Origin of the sequence: Paraburkholderia adhaesiva, assembly GCF_021390575.1 — a bacterium.
GTDB lineage: Bacteria > Pseudomonadota > Gammaproteobacteria > Burkholderiales > Burkholderiaceae > Paraburkholderia > Paraburkholderia adhaesiva.
In genome coordinates, this window is record NZ_JAJEJQ010000003.1 from 532,579 (window position 1) to 549,426 (window position 16,848).

Below are 16,848 nucleotides of genomic sequence, written 5' to 3' on the forward strand. Positions count from 1 at the left end.
CGCCGGAAACGTAGTACGAACGTTCGGTACGTTACCCTTTGGTCGCACCAAACGTGAGTCCGGCAACGAAGTGCTTCTGCATGGCGAAGAACATCACGACGGACGGCAGCGCAGCGAGTATCGATCCTGCCGAAACCAGATTCCACGCCGTCGTCCATTGTCCCTTGAGTGCTGCGACGCCCACCGTAATGGGCGCGGCATCGTCGCCTTGCGTGAGGCACAGGGCCCAGAAATAGTCGTTCCATACAAACGTGAAGACGAGGATGGCGAGTGCCGCGAGCGCCGGGCGGATCAGCGGCAGCACGATCCGGAAGAAGACGTGCCACTCGTTCGCGCCTTCTATGCGAGCGGCTTCGACGAGTTCGAACGGCAACTGTTTGATGAAATTACGCAGGAAGAGGGCGCAGAATCCGGTCTGAAACGAGAGATGAAAGAGGATCAGCCCGCCCACCGTGTTGTAAAGCCCGAGCTGAAGCGAGAGGCTGCGCACCGGGATCATGAGGACCTGAATCGGCACGAAATTGCCCGCGACGAACGTGGCGAAGAGCGCCGTGTTGCCAGGAAAACGGTAGATAGCGAGCGCGAAACCCGCCATGGCGGCCAGCGCGATCGAACACGCCACGGCAGGTAGCGTGATCTGCACGCTGTTCCAGAAGTAGTGAAGCATGGGCGAGGTGGTGAGCGCTTCGCGGTAGTTGTCGAAGAGCGCGAAGTGTCGCGGCCAGCCCCAATAATTACCTTCACTGAGTTCTTCGGACGAGCGCACGGACGTCACCATCACCGCGAGCAGGGGTAGCAGCCAGATCAGCAGCGCGAGGGGCAACGTGAGCTTGTATGCACGGCGCGATACGGGCTTCCATTTGTTGACGGGCATCGGAAACATGGTGAACTCCTTAGCGCTCGTTTCTGATGAGGTGACGCAGGTGGTAAATGATGTAGACCAGCATGATGGCGAACAGCACGACGGCAATCGCTGCCGAGTAGCCGAGCCGGTAGTATTTCACTGCCTGGTCGTACATGAAGTAGGCGAGCACCGTCGAGCTTTCGAAGGGGCCGCCGCCCGTCATGACCGAAATGAGGTCGAAGCTTCGCAGCGCGCCGATTACCGTGACGACCACCGCCATGAACGTCGTGGGCCGCAACTGCGGCAGGATGACGTGCCACAGCATCGACCAGCCTTTCGCGCCTTCCATGCGTGCGGCTTCTATCTGCTCGCTGTTGAGGGTGGTGAGGCCGGTGAGGTAGAGGATCATGCAATACGCGGTTTGCGGCCACAGCGCGGCCAGGATGATGCCGGGCGTGGCGAGGCGCGCGTCGCCCAGAACGGGAATGCCGTGGCCGAGCATCAGGGCGAGTAGACCGAACGTGGGATCGTAGAACCACGCAAAGATCAGACCGACCACGACGCCAGAGAGCACGAACGGTGCGAAGAACAGTGATTTGACGAGGCGGATGCCCGCAACGTGCTGATTCAGATACAACGCGATGGCAAGACCCGCGGGTGGTGCCAGCAGAAATAGCACGAGCCAGATCAGGTTATTCCGGAGCGCCGTGTAAAACGTCGGCGCGTGAAAGAGCTCCACGTAATTCGCGAGACCGACGAACGACGCCGGGCTCATGCCGTCCCAGTTGTAGAGGCTCAGACGCAATGTCGAAAGAATGGGCCAGACCACATAGATCGCGACCATCACGCACGCTGGCGCGAGAAACAGGAACGCGGCGCGCCGCTGGCGGCGTGCGGTAGGCGTCACCCGGCGACGCCGGTGGCCGCCGGGTGACGCCGCGCCTGGCGTACGGGAGCGGTCGCCCGATGAGCCCGCAGGTCCGGCGGAGGGATGCGCAGGGCCGTCGGCGCGATGGGTGACGGAGTGAGACACGGATGCCCTCCAGGTTAAAACTGGCGGCGGCTCGCTGCGTCGCGAGCCGCCGCGTGCTTACTTCTTGTAGATGCGTTGCCGCGTCTGTTCGAGCTGCGCGAGAATCGAATCGATTTTCGTCGGGTCGGCGACGAACTGCTGCATGCCTTTCATGCCTTCGTCGGCCATTTCTTTGGTCATATCGCGGTCGTAGAACTGCGCAATGCCGCCCCTCGTGCTCGACAAAATCTGGAATCCAATCTTCGAGATCGGCTCATCGGGTTCAGGCGACTTGCTGTTTGCCGAAAGCGAGCCGAGGCCTTTCGCGAGCTTGTCGCCGATTTCAGGTGTTTGCGTGAACGCGAGGAACGCATGCGCGGCGGCCTTGTTCTTGGCTTTCGACGGGATGTGCAGCGATTCGACCGGGCCGTCTTCGGCGGTCGGCACGCTGGCGTCGATGATCGGGAACCGGAAGAAGCCCATGACCGGCTTCATGTTCGGCGGAAAGCCGCCGGTGATGAAGGTGCCCATCAGCATCATTGCCGCTTTGCCCTGGAAGAGGAACGGCTGTGCGGCATCGAGATCGTAGGATAGCGAGTTATCGATGAAGTAGCCGTCGTCAATCAGTTGCTTCCACGTCGTGTAGACCTTTTTCACGCGCGGGTCGGTATAGGGAATTTCGCCGGCCATCAGCTTCTGATGAAACGCATTGCCGTTCAGGCGCAGGTCGAGGTAATCGAACCAGCCGGCCAGCGTCCATGCGTCGCGTCCACCCACCGCAATCGGCGTGATGCCTGCGGCCTTGAGCTTCTTGCTGGCGTCAAGGAATTCATTCCACGTCTTCGGCTCACTCGTAATGCCAGCCTTCTCGAACAGGTCCTTGCGATAGAACATCCCCCACGCGTAATAAACGGTCGGCGCCGCGTACGGCTTGCCCATGTACGTCGAGGCTTCCTTCGTCGACGCGTACATGCTGTCCCAGTTGTTCTTCGCCCAGTCCGCGGAAAGGTCTTCAAAAAGGCCTCGCTTCGCGTAGTACGCCATGCGTTCGCCGTCGTGCCAGTTCACGATGTCGGGCGGCGCGGTCGTGAGCCAGGCTGGCAATTGCACCTTGTACGCTTCCTCATCGACGAAGGAGACTTTCACGTCGGTGCCCGGGTGCGCCTTCTTGAACTCATTGATCACGTCGGTCCACACAGCGCGCTGGCTCGCGCCCTTGAACGCGATGTTCATCTCCAGCGTGTCGGCCTGCGCCTCTGTGGCGACGCTGCCGGCGAGCGTGGCAGCCGCGAGCGCTACGGCGGCGAGCAGCGTACGGGGTTTGAGTCTCATGCGTGTCTCCTTGGTATGCGTCGTTGTCGATGTTGCATGGGTGGGCTTGCGGATAGGCTCAAGGCGGATCGGTGCGATACGCCGAGACGCCTTGGGGGGCGATGGCTCGCGCGCCGATCACAAAGGCGTCGTTGGGTATCGTTGCAGCGAGGGTGTGGGTGTCGGGGCCGTAGTTGAACACCCACGTCAGGTTGCCTCGACGACTTACGCGTATCGCGTCGCCGAGCGCCACTGGTTCGAGGCCGGCTTCGCTCGCGATGCCGGCGAAGAGCATTTCGGTCGAGTTGTCGTCGAAGAGGCTCGCGAGGTAGTGGATCTTGCCGCGCTGGACCCACGCGGGATGGTGATCCGCGAATCGCGCGCGCACTGCGATGCCGTTGCGCGCTCCGCCGTCGTCGCCCAGATCGAGCAGGTCACGCCAGTGGCGTGCGTAGCCGTTGCGCGCGACAGCGTTCCCGAAGGCCTCGAACGTGACGGGTTCGGTCACGCCGGGCCGCAGAGACTCGACGCGCCACACGCGCACGGGCAGCACTGATGCCAGCGAGCCGGGCGGCAGCGTGGCGGGGATTTGCAAGTGCTCGTCCTTGGCACCGCTGCGTGGGCCGAGGATCACATGTGCGCCGGATTGCACAAGACGCGCGGCAAAATCGTCCGGAACGACCGGCAGCGGCGGTACGACAATGAGGCGGTAGCCGTCGAGCGGCGCGTGCGCGGAGACGATGTCGACGTCGAAACCGAGCGCGCGCAATGCCGAGTAATACTCAAACGCAAAACGGGGATAGTGAAAATCCGCGCCTTGCGGCTGGATCTCGAAGAGCCACTTCGCTTCGTAATCGAACACGAGGGCAACGGGCGTTTTCACGTTGAAATCCGCGCTGCCTTGCGCGTCGAGCACGGTGCGAATTTCCGTCGCGACACGCGCCGCCTCCTCACCGCCGATATCGAGCCGGTTGTCCGGCGTGTTGAGTCCCGCGTGCATCTGCTCCTGCGCGAACGGTGCCTGTCGCCAGCGGAAATACGATACGCAGCCCGCGCCGTGCGCAAACGCCTCCCAGCTCCACAGCCGCACCATGCCGGGTAGCGGCGCCGGATTCCAGTGCGCCCAGTTCACTGGGCCGGGCTGCTGTTCCATGACCCAGAACGGCAATCTGGACATGCCGCGATAGAGGTCGTGATTGAACGACGCGAAATCCGGGTGCCCCGTGCGTAGATAACGCGCCTTCACCTCGGGTGCGTACCACTGTTCTTCGAGTGCGCCGAGCGGGTAGCTGTCCCACGTCGCGATGTCGAGATCGGCGGCGACCTTGTAGTGGTCGAACTCCGTGAAGAGTTGCATGAAATTGTGCGCGACGCTGCGCCCCGGCGAATGCGCCCGGATGATGTCGACCTGCATGCGGTTATAACGCTGCACTTCATCGGAAGCGAAACGCCGGTAGTCGAGCCGATGCGACGGGTGCGCTTCGGTGACCGTTGCGACGGGCGCGTCGATTTCGTCGAAACTGCGGTACTCCATGCTCCAGAACACCGTTCCCCAGGCCGCGTTGAGCGCTTCGATCGTGCCGTAGCGACTTTTGAGCCACGCACGGAAGCGTTGCACGGCGGCGTCCGAATAACTGAGCACCGTCTGATGACAACCGTATTCGTTATCGGTTTGCCAGTAAGCGATGGCGGGATGTTGGCCGTAGCGCGCGGCCACCGCCTCGCAGATGCGCCGCGAAGCTTCAAACCAGGCAGGCGAAGAAAAATCATAGTGACGGCGCGAGCCGAACGCGCGACGCCTTCCGTCCGCGCCCACCGGCAGGATCTCGGGGTGACGGTCAATCAGCCACTTCGGCGGCGTGGCCGTGGGCGTGCACATCACGATTTTCAGTCCCGCCGAGGCAAGCGTATCGATGGCCCGGTCGAGCCAGCCCCAGTCATACTCGCCGGGCGCGGGTTCGATTCGGCTCCAGGCGAATTCGGCTATCCGTACCTGCTCGATGCCGAGTTCCACCATGCGTGTGGCGTCGTCTCTCCACATGGATTCGGGCCAGTGCTCGGGGTAGTAGCAGACTCCAAGACGCATCCGGGTGTCCTCGCGGTCGGTTGTCAGACGGGGTGTTCGATGGATTCGAGTGGGGCAATGGCGAAACCATCGTCCCCGAATACATGGCACGCGGTGGCCGGCGCGCGAAACTGGGCGTTGTCACCGCTTTGAAGGCGGGCGTCGCCTGGCGCCTTGGCGATGAGCACAGTGCCGTCCGGCTGGTCCAGATGCACGTAGCTGTGCTCGCCGAGCGATTCGACAAGCGTGACCGTGCGCGCGAGCGTGAGCGCCGAAGGCGCGTCACGATCAAAGGCGCGCAGACCCGCAGGTTCGAGATGCTCGGGGCGCACACCGAGTGTGACGGGCGCGCCAACGGATGTGCGCCGTCCGTCGCGTGGCAGCGTCACGGATTCAGCGCTGCCCGCGAGCGTGAGCGTCACGCCGTTCGCGTCGATCGACGTGACGCTCGCCGGCAGAAAGTTCATGCGCGGCGAACCGATGAAGCCCGCGACGAAGCGGCTCGCGGGACGGTGATAGAGATCGAGCGGCGCACCGATCTGTGCGATGCTTCCGTATCTTTCGGTATCCTTACCGCTGTGCAGCAATACGATTTTATCGGCGAGCGTCATCGCTTCGATCTGGTCGTGCGTGACGTAGACGACACTTGCGTTCGCAAATTGCTTGTGCAGGCGCGCGATTTCGATGCGCGTCTGACCGCGTAGTGTCGCATCGAGATTGGAGAGGGGTTCGTCGAAGAGGAATACGCCAGGCTCTCGTACGATCGCGCGGCCGATCGCCACGCGTTGACGCTGCCCGCCGGAAAGTGCCTTTGGATAACGGTCGAGCAGCGCTTCGAGCTGCAGGATGTGCGCGGCTTCGCGTACTTTTCTATCGATGGCGGCCTTCGGCGTCTTCGCGAGCTTCAGGCCGAACGCCATGTTCTCGTACATGGTCATGTGCGGGAAGAGGGCGTAGCTCTGGAACACCATGGCGACGCCGCGCTGCGCGGCGCTCACGTCGTTCATGAGCTTGCCGCCGATCGAGATGTCGCCGTCGGTGACGTCCTCGAGGCCCGCGATCATCCTCAGCAGTGTGGACTTGCCGCAGCCGGAGGGCCCGAGAAAAACGCAGAATTCGTTCTTGCCGATCTCAAGGTTGACGTCGCGGATCACGGGTGCGTTATCGCCGTAAGCCTTCTGAACGCCGCGCAACGAGATGCTCGCCATCGTTCCGTCTCCATGTTTTAATCGGCACGAAGCGGAGATTAAGCGCTTAAGCAGCGAGCCAGAAAAAATCGATCGCATGCGCGATCACTGGCTGGCTTGTCTCCGTGAATCGTTTTGATCGTCGTTCAATGGTGCGGTGCGCGGCTTGAACTGGCAAATGTTGAACTGCGCTCCCAAATATTGAGATTTCATGCCCACACTGGTCGAAGTCGCGCGGCATGCCGGCGTTACTCCGGCGACCGTATCGAACGTGCTGCGCAATCGCGGACGCGTCGGCGTTGCCACGCGCGAGCGTGTGCTGGCAGCCATCGCTACGCTCGGCTATACGCCGCACCTGAGCGCGCGCGCGCTTGCAGAGGGCCGTGCGCCGACCATCGCGCTGATGGTGTCGAGCATCGCGAATCCGTTTTATCCGGAATTCGCACTCGCGGTTGAAAATGCGCTGCGACGCAACGGACAATTCCTCATCATCTGCAACACGGATGGCGATCCGCAGACGGGGCGAGCGTATCTTGACCAGATCGCCGGCACGCTTTCGGCCGGTGTGCTTGTGATGAACGCCAATCTCGACTTCGCCGATTTGCGTGCCACCGAGCGCCGCGGCGCGCCCGTCGTGTTGTGCATGTGGGAGCGGCCGCACGACGCGCCGGGCTTGCCTTGCGTTGCCGTCGATTTCAGACTCGCGGGCGAACTGGCGGCAGCGCATTTACTGTCGCTTGGGCATCGGCGCATAGGGGTGATCGTGGGGAGCAAACCCTCTGGCATTCATGCCGCGCGTTATGAAGGCTTTCTCGATGCCATGCGAACGGCTGCTCTCGACGGTGCAGCAGCGCCGGTGCGCTACGCGCGCGACACAACGCAGGGCGGGCATGACGCAGCACTCGAATTACTGCAGACGCACCCCGATCTCACGGCGCTCTTCGCGACCAACGATCTGCCAGCGCTGGGCGCGATGCAGGCGGCGGCGGACCTGGGCCTCGATGTGCCACGCCAACTCTCGGTGGTCGGTATCACCGATATCCGGCTTGCCCGTGAATCGCGTCCTGCACTGACCACCGTGGCCGTGCCCACCGTCGAGGCGGCGGAGCTTGCGGTCGCATTGCTGCGCGAACTGATCGATGCACCGGATGGTGCCGAAGGCGCCGGGCGGGAATCGAGCGTGTGTGTGGCGTCGGCGCCGCGGCTCGTTGTGCGAGCTTCGACGGGGCCTGTGGCGAGCGGTGCGCCGCGATAATGACGCAACCGGATGATGCTCACGCTTGTGGGCAATGGCGAACCTCGGCGGCGAAGTGACTAGCTCCCTGAGCCTTCCTGTTTCGCTTGCAGCACTTCGCTAAAGGAAGAATCCGCCATTTTCAGCTTCTGCAGTTCGCGTATGGCATCAATTGCCGCTTCCGTGTCGAATCTATTCATCGCCTGCTGCAGAGCAGCCCATGACGGGCCGGACAACGTCGCACCGCATTGGAGCACCAGTTCATCGAATAGATCCAGCGCGTCCATGTCGTGAACGGCAAGGTGTGCAACGAGCCTGTCCAGACTTGCCTCGATGTCTATTCCGTTCGTGGCGGTATCGTCAGATATGGTTTTTCCAGCGCTAACCTCAGTGTGCCGCGCCAGCCAGTCATGCTGCGCTTCTAGCGTTGCATTCAACGTTTTTTCGAACGACAGCCGCGCCTCACTATTCGGCACGCTCTCCGGATCACGGCGCAGCGCCTGTTCAACGCTTTCGCAAACCGACGCCAGCCGCGATGCACCAACGAGGGCTGCAGTGCTCTTGAGTTGATGTGCCGCTTCACGAATCGGCGTCGAATCGGCGGATTGGGTCTCCAGAACCTTTTCCCCGAGAGCCGGAGCGAGCAGGATGAAATCGTGCAGTAACCGCGCATAGAACGCAGTGTCATGGTTCAGACGGTTTAATGCAGCGTGTGCGTCCAGCAAAGGCGTTACTGGTGCTTCGGGCGGGAGCGCCGCAATCTCCGTGGCGAACGGTACCTGTGCCCCCCTCGTGTGCTGCAGGATGATTTCAATCAGCCGGTTGAGATCGAAAGGCTTGCCGATGTGGTCGCTCATACCTGCTTCCAGGCAGGCCTGCCGGTCGGCTTCCATCGCATTCGCGGTCATGGCGATGATGGGCAGACCTGCATGCTGCGGCTTGCACCGAATGGCCCGGGTTGCCTGCAGGCCGTCAAGCGTGGGCATGTGAAGATCCATCAGGACGAGGTCGTAGACATGAGGCGTGGCATCGAGCGCGTCGAGCGCCGCCTGACCATCCCCGACCACGCTGACTGTGGCGCCTTCGCGCGCCAGCATCCGCAGCGCGACTTCCTGATTGATCGCGTTGTCTTCGACCAGCAGAAGATGCAGGTTAGCCAGACGTTGCACAACCGGTGGCGGTTCAACGCGTGGCAACTCGGGCGTACTGTGCCGCCCCAGGGCTACGCGTACCATTCCCGCCGTTACCGGCTTGCATAGTGTGGCTCGCGGGACATTCAGACTACGCGAACTCATCGTCAGCAATACCGGCGGATCATCCTGCAGGGTCGCCAGTCCATCGAGAAACGCCTGTCTTTGCGGGGCATCCTGATTCAGAAGCACCAGCTTGGGCTTCGGTTTGAACGCGCCTGCACGAACGGTGGCCTGCATTGAATTCGCATCGCTAAATATCTGCACCTGCCATCCCATGCCGGCAAGCATGCGTTCCAGCGCCTTGCTCGAGTGAGGATGAGGTTCCAGAAGCCAGGCGGTCGTTCCAGCCTCGACCTTCGGTGGCTGTGAAAACGCTGCTCCATTTGGCGCTACCGGCAGAAGAATCTGGAAGAAAAAGCGGCTCCCCTGACCGGGCTTGCTGTCGAAATCGAGATCACATCCCGTGCCTGCATGATCGAGCATCAACTGGATCAGCCGCTTGCTGATCGTCAGTCCGAGACCCGTGCCGCCATAACGGCGTGAGGTCGATGTTTCCGCCTGGCTGAAAGCGTTAAAGATGCGAGGGCGTTGCTCTGCGCTGATGCCAATGCCCGTGTCTTCCACTGCGAATTCCAGCAACGCACCCGTTTCATCGAGTTGCAGCATTCGCACACGCACCACGACTTCACCGCTGTGAGTGAACTTGATCGCGTTGCTGCCGAGGTTCATCAGAACCTGCTTGAGTCTGAGCGCGTCGCCCCTGAGTACCGGCGGGATATCTGGATCGATGTCGTAAATCAACTCCAGATTCCGTTCGCCCAGGCTGCCGGAGAGGATCACGGAAAGTTCCGCCAGCAGGGCGTCCAGTTCGAACGGCTCGACGGACAACTGCATCTGGTTTGCGTCGATCTTCGAGAAGTCGAGAATATCGTTCAGGAGTGACAGCAGGGTATGCGCTGCGTTGTTCGTCTTGTCGAGCAGATCCTGCTGCTCACTGTCGAGCGCGGTATGCCTGATCAACTGGAGCATGCCGATGATGGCATTCATGGGCGTGCGGATCTCGTGACTCATATTTGCGAGGAACTGGCTCTTGCTGCGCATGCCCATGTGCGCGGCCTCCAGTGCACGATGCATTTCGGTCACGTCGAGGCAGATCCGGATGCGCATGCCGTCCTCGGTCACCGCGCTGATAACGTCGAGCCAGCGGCCGTCGCGCAGATGCTGGTGCACGCTCGAATGCGGACTGTGCATCGCCTGAAGCTGGTCGGCCAGCCACTTTTGCGGATCATTTTCGGCATCGAGAAAGGCGTTCGCTTCGACGCCGATACGCAGTACCTCTTCAAATGCGAGCCCGGGCACGATCCGGTGCCCCATTTCTCCTGCAATGGCGCGATATTTTTCGTTGCAGAAGACCAGTTTTTCCTGCTCGTCAAAGAGGGCGAACGCCTCGTCCAGCGCTTCGATTGCCGAGTACAGCGTGCGCTCGCTGGCCAGCGCACGCTGGCGGGTTTCGAGCAGTTCGGTAATGTCCTGCGCTGCGCCGACGAGCCGGTAAGGTCGATCGTCGAGGTATTCGATCTCGCCCGCTACTCTGAACGCGTGAGTACGGCCGTCCGGTAACGCGATCTGGAGCGTTCGAATGAACGCCTTGCGTGCGGTCGTCGCCTCGCGGATACAGGTGTAGAGTTCGCGCCAGGCCTCCGGTAGCGCGTGTTCGTCATCGATATCGGACTGAACAGGCAATTGCACGCCGAGGATAGTCAGCGCCTCACGGGAAAAATTGACACGTTGTGTTCCGAGTTCCGCATACCAGCCTCCGATGCGCGCAATTCTCCCAGTGCGCTCGAGCAGATCCCGATTGAGTTTGAGCGACGTGATATTCAGGTGGATCGACAAATACTTTTCGGGCAATCCATCGGCGCCGAGCAGCGGGGAGATCGCGACGTGCTCCCAGTACAGCGAGCCGTTTTTCGCCCGGTTGCAGACGGTGTTGTTCCAGATCTTGCCTTGCGTGATCGTGTCCCACATCTCATGCCAGAACTGCGCATCGTGATACCCCGAACTGATTACGCCATGCGGACGCCCGAGCAATTCGGTTTGGTCGTAGCCGCTTAGTTTGACGAACTCGGTGTTGACGTATGTGATCCGGCCGTCCAGATCGGTTTCCGACACAATCGCAAACTGGTCGAGAATGTCGAGCACCGCCTGATGATGACGCAGTAAGCGCTCTGTTTTCTCGCGTTCACGGCGTTGGAGGTCAATGTCGATTTGCGCCACGCCGTGACCGAGGAAGCGGCCGCGGACATCATGCAGCGGGTGCAGTTCGAGAATCATCGTATGCACTTCACCGCTCGTTGCGCGAAAGCTAATATCGGTGCGCAGTTCTGAACGGTTGCACAATGCGGTCTCGACAACCGTCAGCGTCGCGGGATCGTCCAGTCTGTCGTGCAACATTCTGCAAAACGGGCGGTCCTGCAATTCAGCGGGTGTGTAGCCGGTTAACTCATCGTAGGACTGGTTGGTCGCAATGATCCGGCCTGCCGTGTCGACGACGCAGATTGCATCGCGGTTCAGACGCCCGGCACATACCATCCGCATCAGCGCGGCGCTATCGACGGTCGGCCTGCGGACGCTGCGCCACAGCGCCCATGCGAGCAGCAACAGCAGTGTCTGCGCACCGATCAGCGCGCTCCAGATCGAAGCAGCGGCCATGAATTACCGTCCGGTTGTGCGGGCAATAGCCTGCCTGAGCTGCACGGCCGCCAGCGGCTTGAGCAGAAGGCCATCGGCGCCTAGGGAGGAGAAGTGGCGCACGGTGTCGTCGTCGCCGTGTCCGGACACCATCAGCACGGGAAGACGTTTGCCGGGCCGCGCGCGCAGCGCCTTCAACGTATCCTGCCCGTTCATGCCCGGCATGTTGATGTCCAGCAACACCAGATCGAACGGCTGCTCGTCGATCAGACGAAGCGCCTTGTGGCCGTCGCTCGCCAGTGCGCCGCTGTAGCCGAGGTCGCGCAGCAGCCGTGCCGCAAAACGCAGATTCATTGTGTCGTCGTCCACGACCAGCACGCGCTGCGGACCCGGCGCGCGCGTGCAACCGGCAGGTGCGGGATTCGGATCACTCATTGGGGCACGTCGTCAGAACGTTTCCCAGTCGTCATCGCCGGTGCTTTGCGTCGTTGCGACCTTCGGCGAAGCGGGTGCGGTGGTTGCGCGCACGGGTTGCGCTGCGTGGGCCGATACCGGGGCGGTGGTATTTGGCCGGCCGAATTCGACTTCGAGGGCATGGATCGCCTGGTTGAGTTCTTGACCCGCCCTGTGCAACGGCTGGCCTGTTTCCAGCGTGGCCCCGGCGTCGGCCATGCGGTTCTGATTGATCAGTTCGGCCGTGCGACCCACGGCTTCATGGAAAGCGTGGTGCGTCTGCACCAGTTTCGTGAAGGCCGGTTTCGATCCCCAACGTTGTGCGCCGGGACCGTTCAGCCACTGCCCGAGCGCGCAACAGTCGTCGCGCCGGGTCTGCGCCACATCCAGCGTCAGCCCGCGGTTGATCGCATTGCGCAACGTGACGCGCCATTGCTGGTGATCCGAAACCGCCTCTTTTGCGTCGAACGTGTCACTGCTGTTCTCGGCGCCATTGCCCGCGCGCGAACGCTTGCGCAACTCAACCGCATCCTCTTCCGCCAGCGTTTTGTCTTTGTCGGTGAGCCGGAAGACTCGAATCGTGTTGTGCACCATCCCAACCTGGCTGCTCAGGGCACCCGCCGATGCAGCCAGCTCTTCCACCATCGCGGCATTCTGTTGAGTAATGGTGTCCAGATGCACGACCGCGTCGTTGATCTGGTTGACGCCGATTGCCTGCTCCTTGCTCGCGTGATTGATCTGCTCTAGCAGGGAGGTCACACGGCCTACCGACTTCATGGCCTCATCCATTCGAGAACGTGCATTGTCGGCACGATCGCTGCCGCGCTTGACGGCCTCTGTCGAACTCTGAATCAGTTCCCTGATTTCCTTGGCCGCCGCCGCCGAACGTTGCGCGAGACTCCGCACTTCCGCGGCAACCACAGCAAACCCGCGTCCCTGTTCACCCGCGCGAGCCGCTTCGACTGCCGCATTCAGTGCGAGGATGTTCGTCTGGAAGGCAATGCCTTCGATCATGCTGATGATGTCCGCAATGCGTTGCGATGCCCCCGTGATTTCCTGCATCGCTTCGACCACGCCCCGTACTGCCTCGTGACTGTGCTGAGCGATTGCGGACGATTCCCGGGCGACATTCGCGCCTTCTTCCGCGAGACCGGACGCGTTCTGGATCGTGCTGTTGATCTGGTCCATCGCGGCTGCCGTCTGCTCGAGGCTGCTGGCCTGCGCGTCGGTCCTGGCTGCCAGGTCCTCATTGCCCGCCGCTATTTCCTGGGTGCTGCCAAGCAGGTTGGCCACTTCATGCCGTACGTCGCGCACGACGGTACGTACCGAGACGTTCAACTGCGCCAGCGCGAGCTGGATCTGGGCGACTTCTCCGTGTCCGCTCGCCTGAAAGAAGCGCGTCAGATCGCCACTGGCGAGCAGATTCGCCGTATCGAGCAGACCGCGAAGCGGTTTGATTCCCTTCTGGATCAGGATCCACGCAACGCTAGTTGCGCAGACGAGTGCCGTCAGGGCACTTGCCCAGAGTGGCGCGCCAATAGCGGTGGCGATAACCGGCGCAGCGGCGCCCACACCGACGAGCGCGACGAACTGTCCACGCATGCCGAGCGTAACCAGACGCCGGATGCGGCCAAAAATATCATTGCGTTGCACGGCTCCACGTTTAAGGACGTGGCGCAGGCGGCCTGCCTCCCGCTCGGCTCGCATTGTCGCGTAGAGCCGTTCCGAGGTCTGAATTTCCGCTTCCAGAGCGCGGGTACGCACTGACAAATATCCGACGATGCGCTCACCATCGCGCATGGGCGACGCATTGGCCCGCACCCAGTAGTAGTCGCCATTCTTGCGTCGGTTTTTGACTACCCCCGTCCACGGGTGGCCCGCCTGAACGGTGGCCCACATGTCGCGGAAAGCTTCTTCCGGCATGTCCGGATGCCGTATCAGGTTGTGCGGCTGGCCGAGCAATTCGGCCCTGGTATAACCGCTGACCGTGATGAAATTCGTGTTGCAGTAAGTGATCCGGCCTTTCAGGTCAGTGATGGATATCAGCGTCTGGTCGGCCGGAAAAGCATAGCCGTTCTGTGTAACAGGTAGGTTAATGCGCATCGTGCCGGATTCCCCGTCGGTCGTGTGCCGAGTTTTGTCGGCGTATTTTTCCTTAAGAATAAGAATCCGTACGGCGTAAACTTTATCCAATAACAAAGAATGCTTCATTAATGTTATTGAATCGTTTTCGTGCGACAAGTGCGACAGATTCCCGCATTTCGACACGAGCTGTTCGAGGATGCAGCGTGCTAAATAGAATTTTCAGAATATCCGTGCACCTCGTTGCCGCTACGCGACCGCCCGCTCGGGCAGAGGTAAATCCGGGTGTTTCTACACACCTATGCTGTTAGCGATAGTGTCGATGAAACGCATGCGGCAATCGGCGGCGTTTAATTTGGCGTTCCAGCAGCAAGCTTCGTATTTGGAGGCGACGTGGTGCTCAGTCAAAAGCGCTTCTCCGGCGCACAAATTTTGATTGAACTGTGAGTGCTTGAAAGTCGCGCAAACGTTAGCGTGCCATTTGATGATTGCTGAGATTTGCTGATCAGCGCCTGGCGCGAAACTTCTCTTAATGACTTAGTGAATTTGACACGAATAGTTACTAGCTTGCTGGTTTTCATCGAACGGTGCTGTGTTTGCGTGGTAGTGGTTCGGGAAGGGTAAAACGCCCCCAAAAACCGAGGGGTTTCGCGGTTTCACACAACCTCTCAGGCTAGCAACCAGAGATTGAGCGATTGGTGTCTTGCGGCTGCCGTTCTTTGCGGAGATTAGTGTGATTCGCTGTCGAATTCGAGCAGCGAGCTTATCCGACCCTTCTGTCCTCGCGACCAAACCTTGAGTGACCGCAACCTCGATTTACTTCTCCCCTCATTCGAGCTTCGTCTCTTATGTATGCTTGCGCTGCACATCGGGAACAGATCCGCGCTACCGTGTTTGAGCACGGTTCACCCCACTCCGCATCGATTCCGCCTGCCCATTCCTTGCAGCCCGCAGCGAAAAATCGCAAGGGTGCCACCCTTTTTACCGCACACCAAAAGAATCCAGATGAAAGCCGAAAATTTCATTCCCGGCAAAGATGCCTCTCTTGAATCGACCATTGAAACCATGCAGACGAAGCTGGCGGCACGCGGTTTCAGGCTCAACGAATCCTCTTTGCTGAATGAAGTCGACGGGATCTGGTCCATCCATATGAAGGACAACGATTGTCCGATGCTGTTTTCGAATGGAAAGGGCGCAACCGAACTTGCGGCACGCGCCAGCGCATATGGTGAGTTTTTCGAACGCTTGAGTACACATTATTACTGGACGCACTTTTATCTGGGGGAAACACGCGCCAAACGTCCGTTCGTGCACTATCAGCAAGAGCGCTGGTTTGCGCCGGCAGCAGACGGCACCTGGCCGGCTGAAATCCTCAACCCGGAACTGCACGATTTTTACAACCCGGAAGGCGAAATCGACGGCACGGTGCTGGTTGACGTCAATTCAGGCAATGTTGAGCGCGGCATCTGCACTTTGCCCTATACCCGACTGCGCGACGACGCGCAGACCTTCATCCCGGTCAATATCATCGGCAACCTTTACGTCAGCAACGGTATGGCGGCCGGCAATACGATGATGGAGGCACGTACCCAGGCCTTGTCCGAAATCTTCGAACGGCACATCAAGTATCGCGTGATCAGTGAAGGACTTTGTCTGCCGGAAGTGCCGGATGAAGTGATTGCGCGCTACCCGAATATCCGCAACGGCATCGCCGGGCTGCGCAAGGCGGGCTTCGGCATCCTGGTGAAAGACGCATCGCTCGGCGGACGCTATCCCGTCATGAACGTGACCCTTGTGCATCCAGAAGACCAGGGCGTATTCGCGAGTTTTGGCGCACATCCGCGTTTCGAGATTGCGCTGGAGCGTGCGATGACCGAATTGCTACAGGGGCGTGCACTCGACTCACTGAAAGGCTTTGCGGAACCAAGCTTCGATATGAGTGAAGTGAATGCGGTCGCTAACCTGGAAATCCATTTTGTCGATTCCAGCGGCGTGGTCAGCTGGGACTTCATGGGCGATACACCGGATTTCCCATTCACGGACTGGAATTTCAGCAGCACCACTGAGGAAGACTATCGCTGGCTGGTTGATTGCGTCCATCGCGACGGCAAGGATATTTACGTATCTGACTTCACCGAACAGGGCGCCTATACCTGTCGCATCCTCGTGCCGGGCATGTCCGAGATCTACCCGGTGGAAGACCTGGAGTGGGAAAACAACAGCATCGGCAATGAATTGCGTCCGAGGCTGGTGCGCCTGTCGGCGTTGACCGAGGAAGAGTGTGCGACCTTGCTGGCCGACCTGCAGACAATAAACCTGAACGATGAACGCCCGGTGTGCGAGATCCTCGGTCTCGCCACTCCGGCCGGCACGCCGTGGGCGCAACTTCGGATCGGTGAACTGAAAACGCTGCTGGCGCTGGCCGTCGGCAATGAGGATGCGATCGTCGAAGGTTGCCAGTGGATTCACTACTTGAAGGACCTGCCCCCGTCGCGCCGCATGGTGTATCGCTGTATCGAAAGCATGCTTAATGTCGAGGACGTAGGGAACTATCGTCGCTCGCTGGTGCTGTTATACGGCGCCGAAACCGTCCGCCAGGCCGAGGCACTACTCGATCGCAGTGAACGCTTCTTCGGATTGGACGACCTGGGCGCGGACATGCAGGGCAGCGCGATGCACCAGACATTGCTGGCGGCGTACGACAAGCTGTTTGCCTAAGTAGCCTGAAGCGGTGTCAGGCCATTCATAGACGCAGTCCCGGGATCACAGCAGGGCG

Annotated in this window: 10 protein-coding genes; 2 read left to right on the plus strand and 8 right to left on the minus strand. The window is 60.6% G+C overall.

Annotation, left to right across the window (positions count from 1 at the left end; genetic code table 11):
* Window positions 1-31: 31 nt before the first annotated feature.
* From L0U80_RS26470 to L0U80_RS26490, 5 genes are read right to left on the minus strand one after another with little or no spacing between them, the layout of a single operon-like run.
* Entirely contained in the window at window positions 32-883 is an 852-nt protein-coding gene (locus L0U80_RS26470; protein WP_233872996.1) for a carbohydrate ABC transporter permease, read from the minus strand.
* Window positions 884-893: 10 nt separating this feature from the next.
* The gene (locus L0U80_RS26475) at window positions 894-1,877 is read right to left on the minus strand and encodes a carbohydrate ABC transporter permease (RefSeq protein ID WP_233872999.1); all 984 of its coding nucleotides are present in this window, start codon (window positions 1,875-1,877) and stop codon (window positions 894-896) included.
* Window positions 1,878-1,934: 57 nt separating this feature from the next.
* Complete coding sequence (locus L0U80_RS26480; RefSeq protein ID WP_233873002.1) at window positions 1,935-3,188, minus strand: ABC transporter substrate-binding protein; 1,254 nt, start codon at window positions 3,186-3,188, stop codon at window positions 1,935-1,937.
* Between the two features lie 58 nt (window positions 3,189-3,246).
* Window positions 3,247-5,253 (minus strand): beta-galactosidase, encoded by a 2,007-nt coding sequence (locus L0U80_RS26485; RefSeq protein WP_233873005.1) that lies wholly within the window; start codon window positions 5,251-5,253, stop codon window positions 3,247-3,249.
* Between the two features lie 23 nt (window positions 5,254-5,276).
* Window positions 5,277-6,440 (minus strand): ABC transporter ATP-binding protein, encoded by a 1,164-nt coding sequence (locus L0U80_RS26490; protein ID WP_233873008.1) that lies wholly within the window; start codon window positions 6,438-6,440, stop codon window positions 5,277-5,279.
* Window positions 6,441-6,630: 190 nt separating this feature from the next.
* On the opposite strand from L0U80_RS26490, the gene L0U80_RS26495 reads away from it, so the two are divergent.
* Window positions 6,631-7,674, plus strand: a complete 1,044-nt coding sequence (locus L0U80_RS26495) for a LacI family DNA-binding transcriptional regulator (RefSeq protein WP_233873011.1) — start codon at window positions 6,631-6,633, stop codon at window positions 7,672-7,674.
* A 59-nt stretch (window positions 7,675-7,733) separates the two neighbouring features.
* On the opposite strand, the gene L0U80_RS26500 is transcribed toward L0U80_RS26495, so the two are convergent.
* From L0U80_RS26500 to L0U80_RS26515, 3 genes are read right to left on the minus strand one after another with little or no spacing between them, the layout of a single operon-like run.
* Window positions 7,734-11,507 (minus strand): PAS domain-containing hybrid sensor histidine kinase/response regulator, encoded by a 3,774-nt coding sequence (locus L0U80_RS26500; protein WP_233873014.1) that lies wholly within the window; start codon window positions 11,505-11,507, stop codon window positions 7,734-7,736.
* Window positions 11,508-11,561: 54 nt separating this feature from the next.
* Window positions 11,562-11,972 carry a response regulator gene (locus L0U80_RS26505; protein WP_233873017.1) on the minus strand — a complete coding sequence of 137 codons (411 nt, stop codon included), beginning with the start codon at window positions 11,970-11,972 and terminating at the stop codon, window positions 11,562-11,564.
* A gap of 12 nt (window positions 11,973-11,984) precedes the next feature.
* Window positions 11,985-14,093, minus strand: a complete 2,109-nt coding sequence (locus L0U80_RS26515) for a methyl-accepting chemotaxis protein (protein WP_373322318.1) — start codon at window positions 14,091-14,093, stop codon at window positions 11,985-11,987.
* 984 nt (window positions 14,094-15,077) lie between these two features.
* Between L0U80_RS26515 and ycaO the strand changes: the two genes are divergently transcribed.
* On the plus strand, window positions 15,078-16,790 hold the full coding sequence (gene ycaO / locus L0U80_RS26520) for a 30S ribosomal protein S12 methylthiotransferase accessory factor YcaO (protein ID WP_233873020.1): 1,713 nt from the start codon (window positions 15,078-15,080) through the stop codon (window positions 16,788-16,790).
* Window positions 16,791-16,848 lie beyond the last annotated feature (58 nt).